The sequence below is a fragment of the Eubacterium sp. AB3007 genome (assembly GCF_000688015.1).
Lineage (GTDB): Bacteria > Bacillota > Clostridia > Peptostreptococcales > Anaerovoracaceae > Aminicella.
On record NZ_JIAD01000001.1, the window covers coordinates 1,581,555 to 1,602,804 of the forward strand.

General features: G+C 51.0%; 18 protein-coding genes. 7 read left to right on the forward strand and 11 right to left on the reverse strand.

Annotation, left to right across the window (positions count from 1 at the left end; all coding sequences use genetic code 11):
- Nucleotides 1–65 precede the first annotated feature (65 nt).
- The 4 genes from P156_RS0107495 to P156_RS0107510 all read left to right on the forward strand — a co-directional run bounded on the left by P156_RS0107495 (nucleotide 66) and on the right by P156_RS0107510 (nucleotide 4,309).
- The gene (locus P156_RS0107495; protein ID WP_027869593.1) at nucleotides 66–407 is read left to right on the forward strand and encodes a hypothetical protein; all 342 of its coding nucleotides are present in this window, start codon (nucleotides 66–68) and stop codon (nucleotides 405–407) included.
- A 370-nt stretch (nucleotides 408–777) separates the two neighbouring features.
- Complete coding sequence (locus P156_RS0107500; RefSeq protein WP_027869594.1) at nucleotides 778–2,196, forward strand: MBOAT family protein; 1,419 nt, start codon at nucleotides 778–780, stop codon at nucleotides 2,194–2,196.
- 7 nt (nucleotides 2,197–2,203) lie between these two features.
- The gene (locus tag P156_RS0107505) at nucleotides 2,204–3,382 is read left to right on the forward strand and encodes a DHHW family protein (RefSeq protein WP_027869595.1); all 1,179 of its coding nucleotides are present in this window, start codon (nucleotides 2,204–2,206) and stop codon (nucleotides 3,380–3,382) included.
- Nucleotides 3,383–3,580: 198 nt separating this feature from the next.
- Nucleotides 3,581–4,309 carry a glycerophosphodiester phosphodiesterase gene (locus P156_RS0107510; RefSeq protein WP_051600809.1) on the forward strand — a complete coding sequence of 243 codons (729 nt, stop codon included), beginning with the start codon at nucleotides 3,581–3,583 and terminating at the stop codon, nucleotides 4,307–4,309.
- Nucleotides 4,310–4,339: 30 nt separating this feature from the next.
- On the opposite strand, the gene P156_RS0107515 is transcribed toward P156_RS0107510, so the two are convergent.
- The 7 genes from P156_RS0107515 to P156_RS0107545 form a co-directional block, all read right to left on the reverse strand.
- Complete coding sequence (locus P156_RS0107515; RefSeq protein ID WP_185752166.1) at nucleotides 4,340–6,451, reverse strand: polysialyltransferase family glycosyltransferase; 2,112 nt, start codon at nucleotides 6,449–6,451, stop codon at nucleotides 4,340–4,342.
- Between the two features lie 116 nt (nucleotides 6,452–6,567).
- The gene (locus P156_RS0107520) at nucleotides 6,568–9,834 is read right to left on the reverse strand and encodes a CDP-glycerol glycerophosphotransferase family protein (protein ID WP_027869598.1); all 3,267 of its coding nucleotides are present in this window, start codon (nucleotides 9,832–9,834) and stop codon (nucleotides 6,568–6,570) included.
- A 70-nt stretch (nucleotides 9,835–9,904) separates the two neighbouring features.
- Nucleotides 9,905–10,108 (reverse strand): hypothetical protein, encoded by a 204-nt coding sequence (locus P156_RS0107525; protein ID WP_027869599.1) that lies wholly within the window; start codon nucleotides 10,106–10,108, stop codon nucleotides 9,905–9,907.
- Nucleotides 10,109–10,147: 39 nt separating this feature from the next.
- Nucleotides 10,148–10,564, reverse strand: a complete 417-nt coding sequence (locus tag P156_RS0107530) for a DUF3592 domain-containing protein (RefSeq protein ID WP_027869600.1) — start codon at nucleotides 10,562–10,564, stop codon at nucleotides 10,148–10,150.
- Between the two features lie 20 nt (nucleotides 10,565–10,584).
- Nucleotides 10,585–11,883, reverse strand: a complete 1,299-nt coding sequence (locus P156_RS0107535; RefSeq protein WP_027869601.1) for a M20 family metallopeptidase — start codon at nucleotides 11,881–11,883, stop codon at nucleotides 10,585–10,587.
- Between the two features lie 5 nt (nucleotides 11,884–11,888).
- A complete protein-coding gene (locus P156_RS0107540; protein ID WP_027869602.1) occupies nucleotides 11,889–12,518 on the reverse strand; it encodes a formate/nitrite transporter family protein in 630 nt (209 codons plus the stop codon).
- Complete coding sequence (locus P156_RS0107545) at nucleotides 12,511–13,248, reverse strand: ion transporter (RefSeq protein ID WP_242838707.1); 738 nt, start codon at nucleotides 13,246–13,248, stop codon at nucleotides 12,511–12,513. The genes P156_RS0107540 and P156_RS0107545 overlap by 8 nt, the downstream gene beginning before the upstream one ends.
- Before the next feature lie 540 nt (nucleotides 13,249–13,788).
- Between P156_RS0107545 and P156_RS0107550 the strand changes: the two genes are divergently transcribed.
- Nucleotides 13,789–14,460: a GDSL-type esterase/lipase family protein gene (locus tag P156_RS0107550; protein WP_034802378.1), complete on the forward strand. Its 672-nt coding sequence runs from the start codon at nucleotides 13,789–13,791 to the stop codon at nucleotides 14,458–14,460.
- Nucleotides 14,461–14,489: 29 nt separating this feature from the next.
- On the opposite strand, the gene P156_RS0107555 is transcribed toward P156_RS0107550, so the two are convergent.
- On the reverse strand, nucleotides 14,490–14,894 hold the full coding sequence (locus tag P156_RS0107555) for a hypothetical protein (protein WP_027869605.1): 405 nt from the start codon (nucleotides 14,892–14,894) through the stop codon (nucleotides 14,490–14,492).
- A 181-nt stretch (nucleotides 14,895–15,075) separates the two neighbouring features.
- Here P156_RS0107555 and bioB point away from each other — a divergent pair, with 181 nt between their 5' ends.
- Together bioB and P156_RS12015 are read left to right on the forward strand one after the other, a co-directional pair.
- Entirely contained in the window at nucleotides 15,076–16,116 is a 1,041-nt protein-coding gene (bioB, locus tag P156_RS12010; protein ID WP_185752221.1) for a biotin synthase BioB, read from the forward strand.
- Nucleotides 16,113–16,703 (forward strand): biotin transporter BioY, encoded by a 591-nt coding sequence (locus tag P156_RS12015; protein ID WP_051600814.1) that lies wholly within the window; start codon nucleotides 16,113–16,115, stop codon nucleotides 16,701–16,703. Before bioB ends, P156_RS12015 begins: the two co-directional genes overlap by 4 nt.
- Before the next feature lie 175 nt (nucleotides 16,704–16,878).
- Here the strand turns inward: P156_RS12015 and P156_RS0107570 are convergent, their stop codons facing one another.
- The 3 genes from P156_RS0107570 to P156_RS0107580 all read right to left on the reverse strand — a co-directional run bounded on the left by P156_RS0107570 (nucleotide 16,879) and on the right by P156_RS0107580 (nucleotide 21,011).
- The gene (locus tag P156_RS0107570) at nucleotides 16,879–17,889 is read right to left on the reverse strand and encodes an ornithine cyclodeaminase family protein (RefSeq protein ID WP_027869606.1); all 1,011 of its coding nucleotides are present in this window, start codon (nucleotides 17,887–17,889) and stop codon (nucleotides 16,879–16,881) included.
- 150 nt (nucleotides 17,890–18,039) lie between these two features.
- The gene (gene pepD / locus P156_RS0107575; protein WP_051600817.1) at nucleotides 18,040–20,088 is read right to left on the reverse strand and encodes a beta-Ala-His dipeptidase; all 2,049 of its coding nucleotides are present in this window, start codon (nucleotides 20,086–20,088) and stop codon (nucleotides 18,040–18,042) included.
- On the reverse strand, nucleotides 20,085–21,011 hold the full coding sequence (locus P156_RS0107580; protein ID WP_027869608.1) for an ROK family glucokinase: 927 nt from the start codon (nucleotides 21,009–21,011) through the stop codon (nucleotides 20,085–20,087). The genes pepD and P156_RS0107580 overlap by 4 nt, the downstream gene beginning before the upstream one ends.
- Nucleotides 21,012–21,250: the final 239 nt, after the last annotated feature.

The window sequence follows — 21,250 nt, forward strand, 5'->3', positions numbered from 1 at the left end:
TTTTTTCATCGCGATCCTATGTATTCTTTTAACGCCTAGATTAGTGATTCAGAGGTGAGATAGGAATGAGATTAGAAGATATTCATGCGGCGTATCCTTATTTTAAAAAGCATTTTGAGCATATTACGTCTATAGACAAAAGAAAACAAAAACAACATCGATTTGCTACCACATGCGCTGACCCAATAGATAAGGGCCTTTGTTTGCTTATTACAAGTGAACAGGGGCGTGAATCATCATTTTTAAAAAAAGAACATAAGTGGTTGGAACTTGTCGCAAAAGAAAATGACTATGATAGGGTTAATCTTATAACCTCTTTTAAAAGGCTTCCGGAAAAAATCGGAAAGGCACAATTAATCATAACTGACAGATTGCTTCCAGCGTATTTTATCAAACGAGAAGGGTGAAATTCAAAGGATCCCCTATCATTTTATATCGGGTTTAACAGGTTTCAGGGGTTATGTACATTTCTTTGATGCATATTTGACAACTGATATAAACGCATATTGTCCATTACGCCATGCGAGTGAATTAGAAGAGATACAGGTACTTTATGTTTATCATCCTGTTTCCGGCAAGGATTTACTAACTGTAGATTGCGTTAGAAAGAAATATGGTGACGTTGAACAGAGGACCCTTGAACAACTTTTCAGGGAGGCTTCAGCCCCTGCTGAGTAATATTAATGAGAACCGGGTTTTTGAATAAACATCCGTTTTCTCCATTGTTTATTGTGAAAATAATAGTTTTATAAATAATTAGTGTTGGTGAGGAGTATAATGCTTTTTTCTAGTTTATCGTTTCTATTTGTCTTTTTGCCCTGTGTGTTAGGCATTGATCATGTTTTGAAAGATCAGTATCGAAACTATTTCCTGTTTGTGGCGAGCATCATATTTTATGCTTGGGGAGAACCAAAGTTTGTATTTGTGATGCTTACATCTATTGCAATGAATTATCTGTTTGGGCTGAGCCTTGAATGCGCAAAGGAAGCTCTAAGGCGTTGGATATTGACCATAGCTGTGATCATGAATCTTTTAATTCTTTTTATTTTCAAGTATTTGAATTTTGCCGCAAGTAATCTTGACAAGATTTTCACAGATCTGGTTCCGCAGTTTGATATCGTTCTTCCAATTGGTATCTCATTTTTTACTTTTCAGGCCATGTCATATGTAATCGATGTATATCGTGGACAAGCGAAAGCCCAAAAAAACCCATTCTTTCTAGGTTTATATATAGCATTATTCCCTCAATTAATTGCAGGCCCGATCGTACGTTATACTGAAATAGAAAGACAGATTTATAATCGAACGATTACCCCGGATTCTTTCGGAGATGGTGTTCGGAGATTTCTCATTGGGTTTTCTAAAAAAGTACTCATAGCCAATAATATTGCGCTCATAGCAGATTGGAGTTATGAGACTATCGGAAGTGGCTCCGGATCAGTGATTTGCGCTTGGTTAGGTGCTATATCCTATGCCCTTCAAATATACTTTGATTTTGGAGGGTATTCTGATATGGCGATCGGCCTTGGAAAAATGTTGGGATTTCAGTTCCAAGAGAATTTTATTTATCCATATAGCAAAGGTTCTATGAAGGGATTTTGGTCTGAAAACCACATATCCCTCTGTAATTGGTTTAGAGATTATGTATACATTCCTTTAGGTGGATCCAGAGGATCCACAATTAAAACCATACGTAATTTATTCGTGGTGTGGGCGATTACCGGAATCTGGCATGGTGCTGATTGGGTTTTCCTTTTTTGGGGACTAATTTATTTCGCTATTTTGGTTTTCGAGAAGTATACAAAAATCCCCGATCGGTTTGAAGGCAAGGCAGGAAAAGTGATATATCGTATATTCACTTTAGTAATGCTGGTGATCCTGAATGGAGTGCTCTTCCGTGATGTAGGATTAAATGCAACGCTTCATTATATCAGTTCGATGTTCGGTACAGCCGGTTTACCAATATTCTCAACGGATGTGTTGTTTTATCTACATGAATATGGTGTTTTTCTGGCATTTGCCATCGTATATTCTACTTCTGCGTTCCGATATATAAAGAATCGGATTGTGAAGAATAACCAGTACTTGAATATCTTTAGTGGCATTTCTATAGTAGTATATATGGTTTTATTTCTGGTTGGTATTTCTTATCTCGTATTAGGCAGTTACAACCCGTTTATATATTTTAACTTTTGAGGCATATATGAAAACAAGACTTTTATCAATTAGCTTTTTAATCGTTGTATTCGCATTAGCAGCAGTGAATGCAGGCAATTGCCTGCTTTCGTTACAACCATTAGTTGATCAGTATGTGAAACATGAACAAGTGGAGAATGTCAGTTCGGCACACGAGTTGATTGGAAAGGTGGAAGATACTTATAACAATGCCTTTGTGACAAAAATGGCTTTTGTTGAACTGCATGGCGCAACTAGGAGAGCACTTTTCAGCAACTGGTACAACACTGTATTGAGGCTGAAGAATGGCTACCTTACTTATCGCTATTTTGATGGCGATGTAAAACCCTATGCCGATGAGATCACCAAACTATGCGATTATGTAGAATCCCGAGGCGAGGAATTTTTGTATGTTTCAGTGCCGTATAAGGTCTCCCCACTTGACGGAAACAAAGAAGTTCCGAAAGGGTTCGATGAGAAGGGAAATGTTAATCAGAACAACATGCTGAAATACCTCTCAAAAGAAAAAGTGCCTTTTTACGATCTCAGAAAGCCGCTGGCAATTGATTATCCTGATTGGTATTCTGCTTTTTTCCGGACCGATCAGCATTGGAAACCAGAAACGGGATTCTGGGCATACGGAAAGATGGCCACGTTTTTCAAGAAGCGGTATGCATATGATTACGATCCTATGACAGCGAACCTGGACTACTACCATGTAGATAAGTATAGGAACTGGTTTCTAGGAAGCCAAGGGAAAAAGACAGGACTGGTGTATTCTGGCGGAGCAGAAGACTTTTCGCTTATATACCCATTATTTAAGACGAAAATGGAAGTTGATGTTCCTGTTCATAACGAACACCGCAAAGGATCTTTTAGAGAAGTAATGTTCAAAGATAGCAACCTTGTAAAAGACTACTACAATGTCAACACTTATGCGACTTACATTGGAGGAGATTATCCTCTATGTATTCAAAAGAATCCTGACGCATCTAACAAAAAGAAAATACTAGTATTGAAGGACTCCTTTACGATCGCTATGCAGCCCTACCTATCGTTCATGTTTAATGAAGTTGATGTGATTGATTTGCGTCATTATCATAAATCATTAAAAAAATATATAGACAAAACGGATCCGGATATTGTGATGGTATTATATACATCTTCCATGATGAGTTACCCTCGTGCATTTGACTTTGGTTTATAGTGTGGCGGATACGTGCTTTAGAGGGATATTGTATCATATATAAAACCATGAACAACGATAATCGGTTTTCACAAAATGATAATGTTGATACTTCGAAAAAAAAGTCTGACAATCCCATATGTTCTTCTGGGGATATGTCTTTTGACATCCTGTGCACTTGTCCAGCCCTCGAACCAGATTCGGCCCGGCGTTCAGTGTATGATATATGATTCCCCTGCCAATCATATCTACTCCCATCGCGGAGCATCCAAGGAGGCGGAAGAGCATTCCTTTGCGGAGTACGATCTGGCGATAGAATACGGATCAAAGAATATCGAGCAGGACGTGGTTCTATCGAAGGAAGGGACACTGTACGTTTCCCATGACGAATCGGCAGAACGGCTTACTGGAGACCGCAAATTATATGAAGACATGCGGGATTCTGAGATCGACAGGCTCAGGACCAGAAGCGGAAATCATATTTTAAAATTGAGTGATGTGTTTGACCGATACGGAGAACGCATCTGCTACATCATCGAACTGAAGAGCGGTGATATGGATACGATAAGAGCATTCCAGCGCCTGGTGGATCGCTACGGATATCAGGATCACATTGTGGTACAGTGTTATTCGGCTAAGGCTCTGCAGGCACTGGAGCACAGTTATCCCAATATGCCAAAACTGTATCTGTGCGAAGATCAGTCTGCCTTTGAGAGAGGCTGTGAGCTTTCGTATGTGGATATACTCTCGGTTAACAAAGCTTTGTGCAATGATGAGAACTGCACACTTGCCCATAAAAACAACAAAGCGTTCAATGTGTGGATTCTCAATACGGAGGATGAGATACGCATGGCCATCGATCTGGGGGAAGATACATATTTCACCGACGACACAAAGTTGGCGCTTTCGATTGAGAATACCTATGGAGAAAAGAAAAGAGATGGATGAGCGATCTGCCATCCATCTTTAATACATTCGTTACTTTTTCTTTATTCTTCGCTTTATCTTTTCGGCAATGCTTCTGGATTCCTTGCCGCACTCAGCAACCCTCTGCGGAATAGTCTTCATTACTTCCTCATTACAGTATCTGAGCTCTAATTCCTTCTTGTACAAGAATCGGGATCTCTCGCGCTTTTGTGCCATTATCTCGTTGGCAAAAGCCGCACACAGACCCTCGGCCAACAGCCCTTGCTCCAATCCGGACTCCTGCAATACCTGCATCAGACCGGAGACTGGTTGGTTCCTGGCGTCCCGCCATATCTGAATTGCCTTGATCATCGCAGCAACTTCGTCTGTAGTCGTGCAGGACTGGAGTCTTCTCTGCAGGGAAACTTCCTCCTCTCGCAACAGTGCGCAATCCTGTTCTGCAACAAAGAGATTGTTTCGGGCGAATATACCCACAGTCTCGCTCCCTACCGAAAGCAGACAAAAGTTATCAAATGCATTCGGATCACTTTCAAGGATTTGCCGCAGAAATGCCTTGTGGAAAAGCCTGTTGGAAAGCCGATTATCGATGACAGTTCCGGACGCCCCCGTACCAAGCTCACATCTAACGCCCATGGCGATCGTATGTCCCGGGAAAACTTTCACAGACTTCACGATCTCTTTTCTGAGAACCGCCAACAGGTCCTTTCTGACCAGATGCCCCATATTGTGCGCATCCATGAGGAACGCAAAATCACCTTCTGTTTCTGCCATCATCCGCACAAGCGCGTGATCAGAGCCGTCCTCGTATGCAGCGATCTCTATCTCTGTGAGCAGTTCCTGCTTCAGCTTCGGGATCTTTCGAATCTCCTTCTCCCAAAGGACCGGCTCTCCACGCAGGGCTTTCTCTTCCAGGTATTGCCGTACCCTCTCTTCGGCGTAGCGGAAGGAAAAATACTGACGCTCTTCTTCCGGAATCCCCTCTAGCAGCACGTGTATGCGGTAATCGATCTGCTTGGCCTTCCTACACAGAAGATAGACATTCACGTAGACTTCCGGTGTGCACTCTCTCACCCTTACATACAGGTCAAGCTGCACGCTCTCTTCAGCAATATACTCTGAAATCTTGTCCGCGATATCTTGCCTGTCCGCATCCAGTTTGTCTATGAACTGGACATGTTTTTCTGCCTTCAGAAGTCCCGTTGCAGTAGACATCATCGAAACCACGCGGCGAAATTCCACATTACGATCACAGAGAAGTTCCACAGGAAATCGTTTTTCAAGCACGATGACTCTTTCATCATCGATAACCGAATAATCGGTCCGATCTGCCGGATGAGGCTTTACGTACACCACCTGGGAGTGCTCCAGTTCTTCGAGAATGAGCTTTCTGTGAAACAGGAACTGATCCAGCGCAGTACAATACCGATTGGCACTGAGCGGCTGTGTAAGGATCAGCGAGGATTCCGGTATAAAATCCGGGAAAACAACCCCAAAAATAGACTCCAATACCTCGCGATGCTCTTTCGGGTGCCTGTTGACAAGTTCGTAGTAGTCCAGCACTCTGACTTTTTCCTTCAGGTAGGCGGGAGCCTCCTCCGTAAGTGGGACACTGCTGAGTACTGTTTTGACCGCACTGTTCTTCCACTGCATTTCCGGCCAGTATTTCCCCACAAACCGGCTTTTGTATTGTCCATAGTGAAAGGCCTCTATGCCGGTGTGGTTGATCAGATTCATCTGCTTCTCCAGCACACCGTACGCGTCCTCAACACCGATAATGTGCGAAAAATGTCCTGCAATATAGTAATAGTACGGCTGGAAATCGTTATATAAATACAGGTCGTCCTGATAATCCGCCCCCGAAAAAACACGCTCACAGTACGGCACAATATGCTTCTCAAACAAGCGATTCCCTATATGTTCGATCTCCTTATCTGAACTATTCTGAAGCAGCTTTAATTTACTTGTCAGGGGATTCTCCAGCTTCAGGTTATCGATCTCAACGACTTCATTAAAAACACCGGTAGCCCGGATCCTCTCCAAAAGTTCAGCCGTGACCCCAGACTGGACCGTCGAGAAATACAGATTCCCCTTCTCTTCCATGTCCAGCGCCATCGCTACCGCGTGTGATAATTGGTAGTATGATAATACTACGAAACTTTTCATCGGTCCCCCTCTTGCAACTACATTGGAAATTTATTCCCCTATTATAACACTCAATAGTGTGCCCAGGCAACCACACAACCCCAGACGCAGCGAATTGATGTTTGGGGATTCCTCAGTCACAGCTTTCTTTCGAGTCTTCTTTCCCTCACCATCTTAAACAATTTCTTTGGAAGGAGCCTTTTCACGATCCCCTTCAGTCTCATAGTCTTGGACACATTTTTGTCAAGATACCCTTCCACAAACACCTTCTGGAATATCACTTCTGAAGATGCCTCGTTTTCGTAGGTCAGGTAGCGTTCCCTAAACCGGTCGATCCTGGCTTTCTCCGGCACTTCTCCAGCCTGCAGAGAACCAATGGCGGCAAGGAGCTCGTCATCTGTTCTCGTGATGGCCCCTGGGGCTTCCTCTGCGATATCAAAGTAACTTCCTCGCAGATCGTTCACGTAATCGTCCAGATCGTAGGTGTGGAAGATCATCGGCTTGCCTGTCAGCGCATAGTCGAACATGATCGACGAGTAGTCCGTGACCAGAAGATCTGTCACCTTAAACAGATCTTCGATGTTGTTGTAGCCTCCAAAGTCAAAAATAAAGGAATTATCTGCCGGAACCTGATAACTCTTTGCAACGAAATGATGCAGCCTGATCAGAAGGATGTACCGCTCCGACAGTTCTCTGCGAAGTCTTTCCAAATCTAACGGCATCTCATAGATCCCTTCCCTCCGGAAGGTAGGTGCGTATAGAATAATCTCTTTGTCCTGGGGAAGCCCAAGTCTTTGTTTCAGCTCTTGCTTCTCCTCCTCTGATACGTGAAAAAGCCCATCTGTTCTGGGATATCCCGTTCGAAGCATCGTCTTGTCAAAGCGAAACCACTGCCAGGCCATCTCTTCACTGAATTTCCCTTGTATGACCAGGTAATTCCAGCGTTTATTGCGTTTCAAATACTTGATTTTGTGTTCCTCTGTGGGAAAATCGGCAGCGACATCGAACCCCAGGCTCTTATACGGGGTCCCATGCATAGTCTGAATCTCGATCTGTCCTTCTCTCTTTACGTACTCATTTTCAAAATTCACATTATTGACCAGATATTTGGCCGTTGCGAGGCAGCGATAATATTCCCGTGAGTACTTTCGGACCCGTCTGCCGTTTCCGACAATTGGTGTTCTCTCGTCTTCAAAAGACCAGATGCAGGTGTACTCCGGATGATTCCTGTCAATGTATTCATATAGATAGCGCGGGTTACACTGGTACTTTGCACCCCAGTAGGCTTCGAACAGAATAGTTTTTTCGTCCAGAGGAAGTTCCCTGTAATTCCGATATGTATGCTTGCGATGATACCTGCGTCTGTCGTCACTGACGGAATCCTCGTCCCAGAGACTTTCTGTTCGTAAAATCGGAATACATCTGCTGTCACAGTATAGAGTGACCTTCAGGGTGCCCTCCCTCAGTTCCCTCCGAAGGCTTCTGTCAGCAAAGAAAACAACCGCCTTGTTCCAGCTCGCTCCGGAGGCCATCAATCTCAACTCGTGTTTGCCACTGTAAAGATCGTCCGTGATCGCCTTATCCAGGAAGTTCACTCGAAACTCCATTTCGTTCCTGTCCTCTCTTTCCGAGGAAAGACTTCTGGCAAGAACAATGGGAATCCCGCGCAGTTCATCGAAATAGACAAGTTCCGTCTTCCCAGATGGCACGCCAATCATATGCATAGTTAATACTGCCCCATCAACTGAAACCGATTCAAGCTGCGGACCTTGCGCTCTTTCACTCTGGACGAGTTCGTCCCTGGTGATAACAAAATGCAGATACCCATATGCATCATGACGTATGGTTGCGGTTGCTTCCCCGCAGGCCAACGCAAGCCCTTCTGAATATTCCCTGTTGACAAGATCTCTTTCGTTCAGAAATACAGAGCCTTTTCTCACTGCGTGTTTATAATGAAGCTGGATCAGGTAATCACCTTCACTCATCACAGACTCCGGCAAATGCAGGACGAGCCGGAATCCTGTCCCGCTATAGTCATAACTACTGGAAACATCATCCTTTGTGCTAAAGACAAATCCCCTTTCCGAAGTGAGGGTTTTGTTTTCGAGACGTTCTAACGCAACCGGGTATTCCCTGCCGGTAATCATTTCCTTCATGGTTGCCGACAGTACAAGGGCCCCCTCATCAGCGACATCGATACGCGGAAAATAGAGATACCCCTGTAACACAATATCGCCTTCCACACAGTTCAGATCTGTAACATCCGTCCGTGGCAGAAGTTCTCTGAAATCGTTACCCAAAGTTCGATCCTGGATATCGAATACATCGTCAGAAACCTGGATCTGATAATTCCCATCTTTACAATATACCGGAGCCTGCTTGTATGCCTTGCTCTCGTATGCTCTGACGGCATTTAGCTTTTCAAATTGTCCATCGAAGAAATATTTGTATTTCTGCCTCATGATCAGCGGCAGTTCTTCTATCTCCCCCTCCTGGTAGAATTGGTCGTAAAACTTTCTGATTGCCACCAAATACTCTCTCCCCAATTCTCCCGAGATCTTCCTTATTTGATTGATATACAAAATGAGGTCCAGCGATAAGACTTTGTATTTAAAAATTCGAAGCAAGCGCTCGTCACTCCCTGCCTCTCTTTCAATGTATGCGAACATCCTTCGAAGCATTTCCAGCCTGTGTTCCAGATTCACGATGCTTCCATTTTCCTGCGTGATGGATAGCGTCTCCCCATCCCGCACTCGCCAATAGTACCCGACTTCCTGTACCAGCGCAATCTTCTTTGCCTTGTAATGCATAGCGAGGGATACAGGCATATCTTCAAAACGCCAGCCAACTGGATATTGAAATCCGTTTTCTTCCCAGAAGGATCTGAGGATCAACTTGTTCCACGCAGTTGTATCGTAAATAAGCGATGCGTTTTCACTGATGTGCGTTGCCGGCTTCTCAATATCATCGAACACCTTCCTGTGAAGACGGGAAGCCCACACTGCCTTGGAATTACACCTTACCACATTGACCGATGTCAATTCAGCATGATGATACTCTGCTGCCCGAACCATGTTTTCGTACATGTTCTCGGCAACCATGTCATCCGAATCCACAAAAGCCAGATACTTCCCTTTCGCTTTTGCTGCGCCGTAGTTCCTCGCATCGGACAACCCTCCGTTCTCCTTATGAAGACACTGGAACCCTGGATGTGTATCGGCATACTCCTGCGCCATATCTCCGCTGGTATCTGTAGATCCGTCATCCACCAGCAGAACCTCCGCTTCGAGGTTCCGAATGCTCCTGTCTATGGAATCAAGACACTCTATCAGATACTCCTCGACATTGTAAACCGGCACCACGATACTCAGCATCAAATCTGTGTTTTTTGTAATTTCAGTCACTACATTCTCCTTTATATATGATAATATCACATGCCGCCCGCAGTCTGCGGGCGGCTTTTACATGGACATCCTATTTACAATTTACGAAACCGATCTTCTTCTTGGACCCCTTGACCTTGAGTTTTACTTTCTTTCCCTTAGCTATATATACGGTGTTCTTGTTCAACTTGAGGGACTTGCCGTAGGCGACATCGCCATGCATCATTGGCATGAATGCGACGCAGACACTCATCACCAAAAGCAAGGCTGAAACACGTAATAACCTGTTCACCATAACTGATCTCCTCTCTATACTCTTTTGAGCATTGTGGAACTACCAAACCTTCACCACCGTGATCACCAGGCAGGCCAACAGGCTGACGATCATGATACTGAACGCCGCAAGCTTGATCTTCTCCAGATGGTCGCGGTCCATCTTGTAGAGGCGCCGGGGATGGGTCGGATCCCACTTCATCTGAATGCGGTCACCCCGCCGGATGTCCTCCTCTCCCTTGGGAGGGACGTACTGGGCGGTGGCTTTGTAGCCCTTCTTGTTCTCCCGGAAGAGATATTCCACCGTGGCCACGGGATAGCCTTCCTTCTCCCGGCCAAGCTTCACAACCTTCGCCTCCACCGTCTTGAAATTCTGAAATCGGCTGCAAAACCGCAGCGTCTTGATGAGCTGGAACAGCCAAAGTAGCACCGCGATGGTGCAGAGTACGATGAGAACGATTGTCGATGCCTTGATCATGCTATCCTCCTACTTCTATTCTACCAACAACCTGCCCCAAGTGCAAGACAGGTCCGGTAATACACTTCCGCACAAAACCCCAGATCCGCCACCGGCACATACTCCCGGGCGGTGTGGGCTGTGGACAGGCTTCCCGGTCCCAGGATCACGCAGGGGATCCCCATGTCGTTGATGACCCACTCCGCGTCAGTATGCCCCGGGAAGATCTCCGGCAGGTCCGGGTGATCCATGTCTCGCAGGATCGCCTGCACACGCCGCACAAAGCCGTCCTCCCTGTCGGTCAGCGCTGCATAGTAAGGTGGCCGGATCTGGAAGCTGACCTCCATCTCTGGGTCCGCCTTCTGCAGGCGGCCGATCACCTCCCGGTATTCGGCCGCCACCGTATGCTCATCCTCTCCATCCAGAATGCGTCGGTCTACCGTCACGGTGCACTCCTCCGGAATGATGTTCTCCCGGGTACCACCCCGGATCATGGTCACTGCCTGGGTACCGGTCCAGTCCTCCAGAGGAGGCCAGGTGGTTCCCTCTTCAGGAGCGGTCACGCTGCCCACGAGCCCGCGGCCGGATGCTGACCCAGCGGGCATGGGCATCTCCTGTATGGCCTGTACCAATGCCGCTGCTTTCTCGATGGCATTGGTGCCGCGGGCGGGCATGCTGGCGTGTGCCGCCCGCCCGCGCAGGCTGAAATCGGCAACGGCCCTTCCTCTGTGCCCCAGCATGAGTGTTGTTTCAGTCGGTTCCAGGCATATGCAGGCATCGGCCTGCAGGGAGATGGCCTCGTCTGCCGTTGTCTCCCCGTCGGCATCGCGGCCGGTCTGTGCTGCACCGCCCACAACTTCCCCACCGGGGCCGATGCCAGCCCGGCGCAGCACCTGCAGGATGCCGCGCTGACTCAGGTCCGCGATCTCCTCCCTGGTAGAGATCAGCAGGATATCCCCGGCAGGCCGCATATCGTTCTCCAACAGAGTCTCCATGGCGGCCAGAAAGGCCGCCAGGCCTCCCTTTTCGTCATTGCTGCCACGGCCATGAAGTTTCCCGTTCTCTACAACGGCTTCAAGGGGCGGATAATCCCATTCCGAGAGGTCTCCCAAATCTACGGTATCGTGATGTCCGATGAAAAGCAGCGTGGGCGCATCGGACTGTCTCCCGTGAAGGCGCGCCACCAGATTGTTCCCCTCATCAATGTATGTCCGAAACCCCAGGCCTTCCAGGATCCCCGCAAGTTCCTCTGCGCAGGGGCGTTCCCGAAAGCTGACGCTCTCGATCCGGACCAGACGCCGGGCGTAGGCCAGCGCGCGCTTTGTCAATGTCTCTCGCAATCGTCTCACTCCTTCTTCTGTGTCATCAGCCGCCGCGCCACCGGGATCACCCAGCCGCCCACGGCATTTCCTGCGGTGTTTACCAGAATGAATACGGCCGCCCGTCCGGACCAGGCGTGGGCCATGGAAATATAAAACATGTTGGCCACACAGTGTTCAAACCCGCAAAGGATGAACACCATGACGCCGAAAAACAGGGACAGGTATTTCCCCAGTTCGTGGGGATTGTTCCGGAATCCGTCCACTGCCACAAAGATCAGCATGTTGCAGAACATAGCCAGAATAAAAACACTGAGCAGGCCATCCCCTAACTTGACGTCCGCCATGGACTGGGCTTTGTCCGTGAACGCGGCGCCGACCCGGGTCATCGTCAATAGTCCTGCTACCGCCAGGCACCCGGCCAGATTGCCCAACCAGATCCAGAGCAGGTCCTTTGCGAACCTCCGGTCGTTCTCAAACACGTAACACACCTTGCCGGTGAACAGATGGAAGCCGAAGGTGCAGATGGTGAACAGTCCTACCACAAAAAACAGCGCTCCCAGCACCTTGTTCTCCAGTGCCAGGAACGCGGCGCCGCCGGTGGCGATGCACACCCCCGCCATAACCCCGGACACAAAGACCTGTATTCTATTCATCGTCTCGTTTCTCCTCTTTCTCTTCTGTGATCTCTGCCAGATACCCTACGGTGAGGATACTGGAAGGCAGCGCGATCACCGCCACCCCCACAACGGAGGAAAGCATCGTGATGAACCTTCCGGTGGTGGACATCGGATAGACATCCCCATAACCCACCGTGGTCAGCGATATGGTCGCCCAATACAGCGCATGGAAAAAATCGGTGAAGGTGCGCGGCTCCATATTGAAGACCACCAGCGCTGTCACAAAGATATACCCCACTACCAGCCAACCCACCACGATCAACGCATCCTTCTGTTTCCGGAACACCCGCACGATGATGTTGATGTTGCGGCTGTACCGCAGGATCTTGAACACCCGAAGCACCCGCATGGTGGTAAACAGGCGAAGTACCCTGAGGGAACGAAATCCTTCGTTCAGTACGGTCAGCACCGGCAGGATGGACAGTAGATCGATGATGGCCATGAACGTAAACGGGTAGACCAGGAAGGACTTCATCCCCTTCTTCAGTTTCAGATCCGCAGTCCCCCACCGCAGCAGGTAATCCAGGATAAACACGCAGACGGCCACCCTCTCGATCGTCCAAAAGAGCGGGGTCGTGTACTTGAACGCCAGGGGCACCAGACTGGCCACGATCACGGCGATCATGCAGACATCATATGCCTGGCTTACCCAGTCTTCCGAACCCGCCTCTACGATATCGAATATACGTCTCCTGATCTTTCCCACGTCCGCCTCCTCGTTTTCTTTCATTATACATGATATGCCCGCGGTGGGGAAGTAGAGAATTGCTCAGGCAGGCCCCTTCCGTTTCCTGCGCAGTAACATGTTTCCTTGGAATTGTTCGTCTCTAGAATGCTGAAGGAACGCCCAAAAAATCTTCCTTAGAATCACTCATATTTCAAATCTGAAGGAATTTTTTTAGTCGACTCCTTCAGAATACCATTATCCACTATTATCAAGGAATACGCTTCCATCCTCTCCCATCAATTCTATCCAATATATTCAAATAGTCTGAACTTCCCCTTAGCTTCCAAAATTTTCCATAAATTCTGCTTGACTTCCCCTTTCTTCAGCACTATATTGGATGTAGAAAGTAGCTTGACGATTCACATTTTACTACACTGGTGGAGAACTCGATTATCCGCTGCTCCGGGAGCAGATCCTGAACTGGATCGAGTTCTGCCGAAACGAGTAACTTCGGGCACAAAGCCCACCTCCCAGGCACCGAAAGGAGAACGCTGCCATTTCACGCAGCCGACAATTACTATGAAGAGAGAACCACTTACCACCATCCTCTGTTATGGGGATTCCAATACATATGGATACGATCCGCAGGACGGCCTGCGGTACACTTCCGATGTCCGCTGGCCGGGCCGGCTCCAGCGCCTGCTCGGCGAGGAATTCTACGTCATCGAGGAAGGGTGCAACGGCCGGACCGCCTCGGTCCGTCCTGAGGATGAGCCATGGAAAGACGGACGTTCCTGCCTGAAGGCGATCTTGAACAGTCATAAGCCTGTGGATGTTTTTGTGCTGATGCTTGGCACCAATGACCTGAAGAAACAGTTCACCGCTACACCGGAGTCCATCGCAGCAGGTGTACGGGACATCCTGAACACAGCGGCTGAGTTTCTGGAAGAGAAACAGGGCTTTCGTCCCCGTGGGCTTTTGATCGCACCGGCAGAGATCGCAGAAGGGATCGTGGCTTCGCCCTTCGCCCATTCCTTCGATGTAGAAGCTGCCCCTTGTTCACAGCAGCTCCCGGCGCTCTATCAGGCGGTCGCCGCAGAATTGACGACCGCAGGAATCATGCGCTGTGGTTTTCTGAATGCACAGGAGATCCTCCGCCCTTCACAGCTGGACTGCCTGCACCTGATGCCTGAGGCACATGCCGCCCTGGCAAAAGCAGTGGCCGCGGCGATCAAAAAAACGCGGCCGTAAGGCCGCGCTTTCTCTTTTGCATTGTATTGTCATTCCTCGTCCCGTCTGCCAAACCCAAGCAAACGACCGATGCCCAGGATCAGGAACCGGATTGCTGCAAACACCAGAAACATCGCCAGGAAACCCGCCATCCCAGCCTGCACATCCGCCATCTCCATACCGCCGGTACCGGTCAGTCCCTGTCCGATCTCGATGGCAAAGGTCAGTACCAGCATGACCGTCATGGCGTAGATGAACGCCACCACAATGATATGGTTCTGCAGCAACTTGAACACCAGATAAGACAACAGGAATACCACCATCCCCAGCACACCCATCACGATGAAATGCAGCTGCTTATCTGTAAAGAAATACCCCCCGCTGTCGTTCAGCGACAGCAGATAGTCATGGATCTCAGCGGCTTTGTAGACCAGCCCGTATAGAATATCTGACATCAAAAACTCCTTCTTTCACGAAAATCATTTAAGGCTATTCTACATTATTTAATAGGCTATGGCAATTGTTTTGTGTACGCCAGGAGTAATTGTAAAGTGTTCAGTAATTCACTTGACAATTACGCCGCGCCTTGCTATTGTAAAAGAAGAAGAGAAACAGGAGGAGACTTTTTTGCAGACCATAGCAACATTAGTAGACAACATCATAGAAGGCCTGCGGCTGGCCACAAGTGACGCCTGCCAGCCGCTTCTCACCGCGCCCCTGGAGGCGTTGATGGAGGGCGCGGACCGGATCCGGCAGGCCATGCGGGGCAACCGGGTGGAACTTTGTGCCATCATCAACGGAAGGAGCGGACGTTGCGGAGAGAACTGCAAGTTTTGTGCCCAGTCTGTATGCAACCATACGGGGATCGAGGAATACAGCTTTGTGCCGCAGGAAGAGATCCTGGCGGACTGCGGCACCTACGACGCGCTGGGGGTGGATCGCTACTCCATCGTCACAGCCGGCCGGGGACTGAGCGCCCGGGAGATGGACAAGGCAGTAGACGCCTATGCGGCCATGCGCCGGGAGTACCCTGGAATAGGGCTTTGCGCCTCTCACGGATTCATGAGCGAGGAGGCGTTCCGCAGACTGCGGGATGCGGGGGTAAGCCGGGTTCACTGCAACATCGAGACCTCAGAAGAGTTTTTTCCGGAGATCTGCACCTCACACCGGTTTGCCGATAAGCTGGAGAATATCTACCGTGCCAAACGGGCGGGACTGGATATCTGCTGCGGGGGCATCATCGGCATGGGGGAGAGTTGGCAGGATCGAATCAGTATGGCGCTGACGATCCAGAAGATCGGCGCCGTTTCTGTGCCTCTGAATGTACTGATCCCCATTCCGGGGACACCGCTGGCGGACATGCCGGTGATGGCGGAGGAAGATGTCCTGCGCACGGTTGCGCTCTTCCGGTTCATCGTGCCGGAGGCGGATGTGAGGATCGCCGCAGGGCGGTTTCGGTTTCAGGACGGCGGCCTCAGCCTGTTCCAAGCGGGGGCCAGCGCTACGATCACAGGAAACATGCTGACTACAGTCGGTAACAACACAAAGCAGGATCGCGAGATGCTCACAGCAGCCGGGTACTCGCTGAGGCCCGTGGGTACGGCCATTCCCGCGGACACAGAGCCTGCACTATTAGCCGCATCACGAGGCGGCGACCAGAGAGGAGAAGTACTATGAACCGAAGTGAAATGAGCAGAACCAGGAACCTGACGATTACAGCATTGATGACAGCCGTGCTCTGCATCCTCGGTCCCATCGTACTTCCCATCGGGCCGGTCCCCATCTCTCTGACCAACCTTGCCATCTATCTGGCATTGTATGCGGTGGGGACTCGGCGCGCACTGGTCGCCTATCTGGTCTACCTGCTGCTTGGGATCGCCGGCCTCCCGGTGTTCTCCGCCTTCGAGGGCGGCCCGCAGAAACTGGTGGGGCCCACGGGCGGCTACCTGATCGGGTTCATTCTCATGCTTCTGGTGGCAGGTTGGTTCATCGACCGCGACTACCAGCGAAAGCTCCCCTGCATCCTGGGCATGATCCTTGGTCTGACCATCGCTTACGCCCTGGGGACGCTTTGGCTTTCCTACGCGGCCGGCATGCCCCTGAAGGCAGCCATCATGGCCGGCGTGGCGCCCTTTGTGCTGGAGGATCTTGCCAAGATCGCCTTCGCCGCCTTCCTTGGGACAGCGCTCCGGGATCGGCTGATCCGGGCAGGGCTGTTCCTGGGCAAAAAGCACTATCCACTGACTATTAACCAGAACCTGTGACCGACGGTTTCCAGGAGGCCGAATCTCACGTTTTTCATTCCTACTTCACGCTCATTGCAACCTCGGGATACAGAATCCTCGTAAAACATCGTTTTTCGTATCCCGTTTCTCTTTGTGCCCCACTATGGAAATAATGTGTCAAAAGGGACGGTTCTTTTTGACACACCTTTGACACTTATAATTCCACCACGGCGCCGAGCCCTTTCGCTTCGGCCAGGTCCAGTGCTACCTTGGCGGCAGCGATGTCCAGCAGTGCCATGCCTGCCGGGTCATAGATGGTGATGTCTTCGTCGGAGGTCCTGCCTGCGACATTGCCCAGGATCAGGTCCCCGATCTCGGTGATGCTGCTCTCCGCAAGGATGCCCTTCTTCACCGGGATCTCCACTTCGCCTGCCTCGATGCAGTGCTCCATGTCATCCACAAAGACCTTTGCCTCCCGGAAAATCTCGGGATCCAGTTCTTCCTTTCCTTCCATGTCAGAACCCACGGTGGAGAAGTGCATCCCGGGGCGCACCCATTCCTTCCTGATGACCGGCTCTCTGGACGGGGTGACGGTAATGACGATGTCGCTCTCCGGCACGGTGACCGCCGGTTCGTTGGTTGCCTCGAACACAATCCCCTCTGTTTCGACCCCCAGTTCCTCCTGCAGCCTCTGCCGAATGCCGGCCACGAACTTCTCGGCATTCTCCGGGAAGAGCAAATCCGCCACGTAGACCTTTTTAAGTCCCGGAAAGGCAGTGATGGTGGCTGCGATCTGATAAGCAGCCTGGTTGCCGGCTCCCAGAATGAACAGCGTCTCAGAATCCTTCCTGGCCAGATACTTGGCTCCGATCGCTCCTGCGGCGCCGGTACGTACACCGGTGATATAAGCCCCCTCCAGAATGCCCACCGGCGCACCGGTGAACTCGTCAAACACATTGATCGTGGCCATCAGGTTGGGCAGACCCTTCTCTGCATTGCCTCCGAAGAAGCCGATCGTCTTATGCCCAAAGATGTGCTCCCCCGGAAGATAGCCGGATCGGATATCCATATCCCGCTCCCCTTCCTCGAACACGTGGAACACCGTCGGCCACGCCACAGCCTCGCCCTGGCTTTTCATGGTGTAGACACCCTCCACCGCCTGGATGGTGGGAGCCATCTCGATCACCTGCATGATATCGTTTCTATTCAATACTCTGGTCTTCATATTCTCTCCTCGCTTTCTCTTTTTCTGTCTCTATTATAGCGGGAGAGGCCGATCCAAGGTTTTGTAGATTGCACAAAATACACGGCAGTTTTTTGAACTATTGAAAAGCCCGCCACAGTGTGTCAAAAAGAACCGTCCCTTTTGACACACTCACAGTCTGGCCAGCAGTTCTTTCAGGAAGTCGTAGAACCGCTCGACGGAAGAGATCCGCACCCTCTCCTGAGGAGAGTGGAAATACTGGCAGTCCGGGCCGATGGAGATGATGTCCAGGCCGGGCATCTTCTCTGCGAAGAACCCACACTCCAACCCTGCATGCAAGGCCAGTTCCTGCATAGGCTCTCCGTACATTTCCCGGAAGGTATCCACCGCCTTTTCCCTCAGCGGGGATTCCGCCACCGGTTCCCAGGGCACGTAACCGTCAAAGAACCGCACCTGCGCATCGAACAGTTCCGCCACCGCACGGATACTGCGTTTGGCGTCTTCGATGGTGGACTGGTAAGCGCCTCGGGCCTCCGACACCAGCTTCACCTCCGCCTCATCCATCTCCAGGATCCCGATGTTGTCGGAGCTTTCCACCAATCCCGGGAGATTGCCGTTCATCTGCAGGATCCCGTTGGGATAGGTGCGAAGCAGCGCACTGAGCCTTTGGAAGCTCTCCCGGCTCAGCGGAGCACGCCACTGCGTTTCCAACGGCATCACTTCGATGGTGAGCTCCGGTGCAGTCACAAAGTATTCCTTGCGGAAGATCTCTTCCATGCGGGCCACCGCCTCCCGCAGCCCCTCTTCGTCGGCACAAAGCACCACAGCCTCTGCCTCCCGAGGAATAGCCAGACGATTGGTTCCGCCCCGGAAGTCAACCACCGGCAGATCCAGCTCCTCCAACAAGCGGAGCATCAGCAGAAGGGCATTCCCCCTGCCCCGATGGATGTCTTCTCCGGAGTGCCCGCCCTTCAGTCCGCGGAGGGCAATGTGGAAGGTTCGAGGCTCCTGCCCGGCGGCGGCGCGTTCGATCCGCATCCTGAGTTCTGCCCCGGTGCCGCCGCAGCTTCCGACGATCAGCTCGTGCTCATCGGCATGATCCAGGTTGATCAGGCGAGTAGCCAAAAGGTCCCCTACATCAACGCTCTCCGCCCCAATGAACGTGGTCTCCTCCTGTACCGTGAACACGACCTCAAGCGGAGGGTGTGCCAGCTCTTCGTCCTCCAGGATCGCCAAAGCGGCAGCTACTCCAATCCCATTATCCGCCCCAAGCGTGGTACCATCAGCAGCGGTCAACCATTCTCCGTCCACAGCCAGTTCGATGGGGTCCTTCCGGAAATCGTGCCTGCTGTCCGTGTTCTTCTCACAAACCATATCGATATGCGCCTGGAGCATCACCGCCGGGTGCTCCTCGAAGCCTGTGGAAGCCGGTTTCCGGAGCACCAGATTCCCAACCTCATCCTGACGCACCCAGATCCCGTGGGCGATGGCCCAGGTGCGGATCCAGTGGCTAACCGGCCATTCCGCCCCGGACTCCCGTGGATAGCGGTTCAACTGAGCAAAGAGGCGGAGCACCGGGTGTTCCCAAATTCCGGCACGGCTCTCCGGCGCCGGAGTGCCTTCTTCAGCAAGCAGCCTCTCCAGCGCGGAGCACCCCTCCGCATAGGAAACAAAACGGAGGGCTTTCATCCCGAAAGCCGCCGCAACCTCCACATTCGTTTCGCTGTCATCCAGAAACACACACTCTGCCGGATCCAGCCGGTATCTGTGGCAGAGGCGGCGAAAGATCTCAGGATCCGGCTTCACCACCTTCTCATCGCAGGAGAAGATCCCCCCATCCATATAAGGAAGGAAGTCCAGCACCCTGGGATTCACCTCCATGGTGTGATGGGCGTAGTTGGAGAGGTAAAGCACCTGCAGTCCACAAGCTCGAAGCGCCTTGATCCAGGGAATCGCGTAGTCCATACGGTGTATACACTGCCCCACATTCTCAAACGTACGTCGGATCGCATCCTCGTAATCAGGGGCCGCCGCCACCATCTTTCGAAAGATCTCCTCTGTATTCTCCCCCCGATCAAGTTCGTTCCAATATCCCGTGCGCCAGATGGCATCGTTGACCTTCTCAATGAGAGCATCCTCCTTCAACAATTCGCGCACATAGGGCATGTACTCGAATTTCACCAATACGTTGCCGATGTCAAATATTACCGTCTTGATCATTGTCCATCCTCCAACACCATCTTCACGGCACCATAGATCCCTGCGTCATTTCCCAGTTGCGCCAGAGCAAACGCTGTATCCTTCGAGGCATGGAAGGCATACTCCCTGTAGCTCTCCCGGATCCTATCCAGCAGAAAGGTCCCGGCCTTAGACACGCCACCCCCGATGACGAAGGCCTCCGGATCTACGACGCAGGCGATGGACGCCAACGCCTTTCCAAGCATATCGACCGCCTTTGTCAGCGCGGTTTCCCCTGCCGGTTCCCCAGCCTTCGCCGCGTCGATCACGTCCTTGGCTGTGAGCTCCTCACGTTCCCGGAGCACGGTCCTGCGAGCCAGGCGAACGATCCCCGTAGCGGAAGCGTATTGCTCCAGATGGCCGCGTCCTCCGCAGCCACAAAGCTCTCTCTCCTCATCGAACACCGTCATATGGCCGATCTCTCCGCCGGCTCCAAAGGCCCCCTCCAGGATCTCCCCATCGACGATGATCCCACCGCCCACACCGGTTCCCAGGGTCACCATCACCATATTCCGGTACCCGCGTCCCCCGCCTTTCCACATCTCTCCCAATGCCGCCACGTTAGCATCGTTGCCCACGCGGACGGCGGAGACACCGGTGAGTTCCTTCAGCTGCTCCGCCACGTTCACCACGCCCCAACCCAGGTTGGCGCATCGGTTGACAGTTGTGCTCCCTGTCACAGCCCCCGGTGCTCCCACACCGATGCCGATCACGTCCTCCGTGGAGGCCTCCCGCTCGGTCAACTTCGTCAGAAGGGATGCTGCCACATCCGGCAAGATCTCTGCACCGCCCTCTTCCGTCCGTGTGGGGATCTCCCACTTATCCAAAAGCGCACCCTTATTATCAAAAAGCCCCATCTTCACCGTGGTGCCGCCGATGTCGATGCCAAATGCATAGTTTCCCATATTGTCCTCCCTGCAAATTATTCCTATATATTATAGCACAGGATCGTGCGTGAACAACCCTCGGATGTACTTAGGCATGGGTCATACGATGACCAACGGAAATGGGTTGCCCGGATTGCAAATGAGCCATTTTCTGTTCCCACAACCCCCGGCTAAGAACCTTAGGATACGGTTTTTCTCCAAAAGCCGGTTTTTGGTATCCCGATTAATAATTATGGAGCCAAGGGGAACAGGATTGT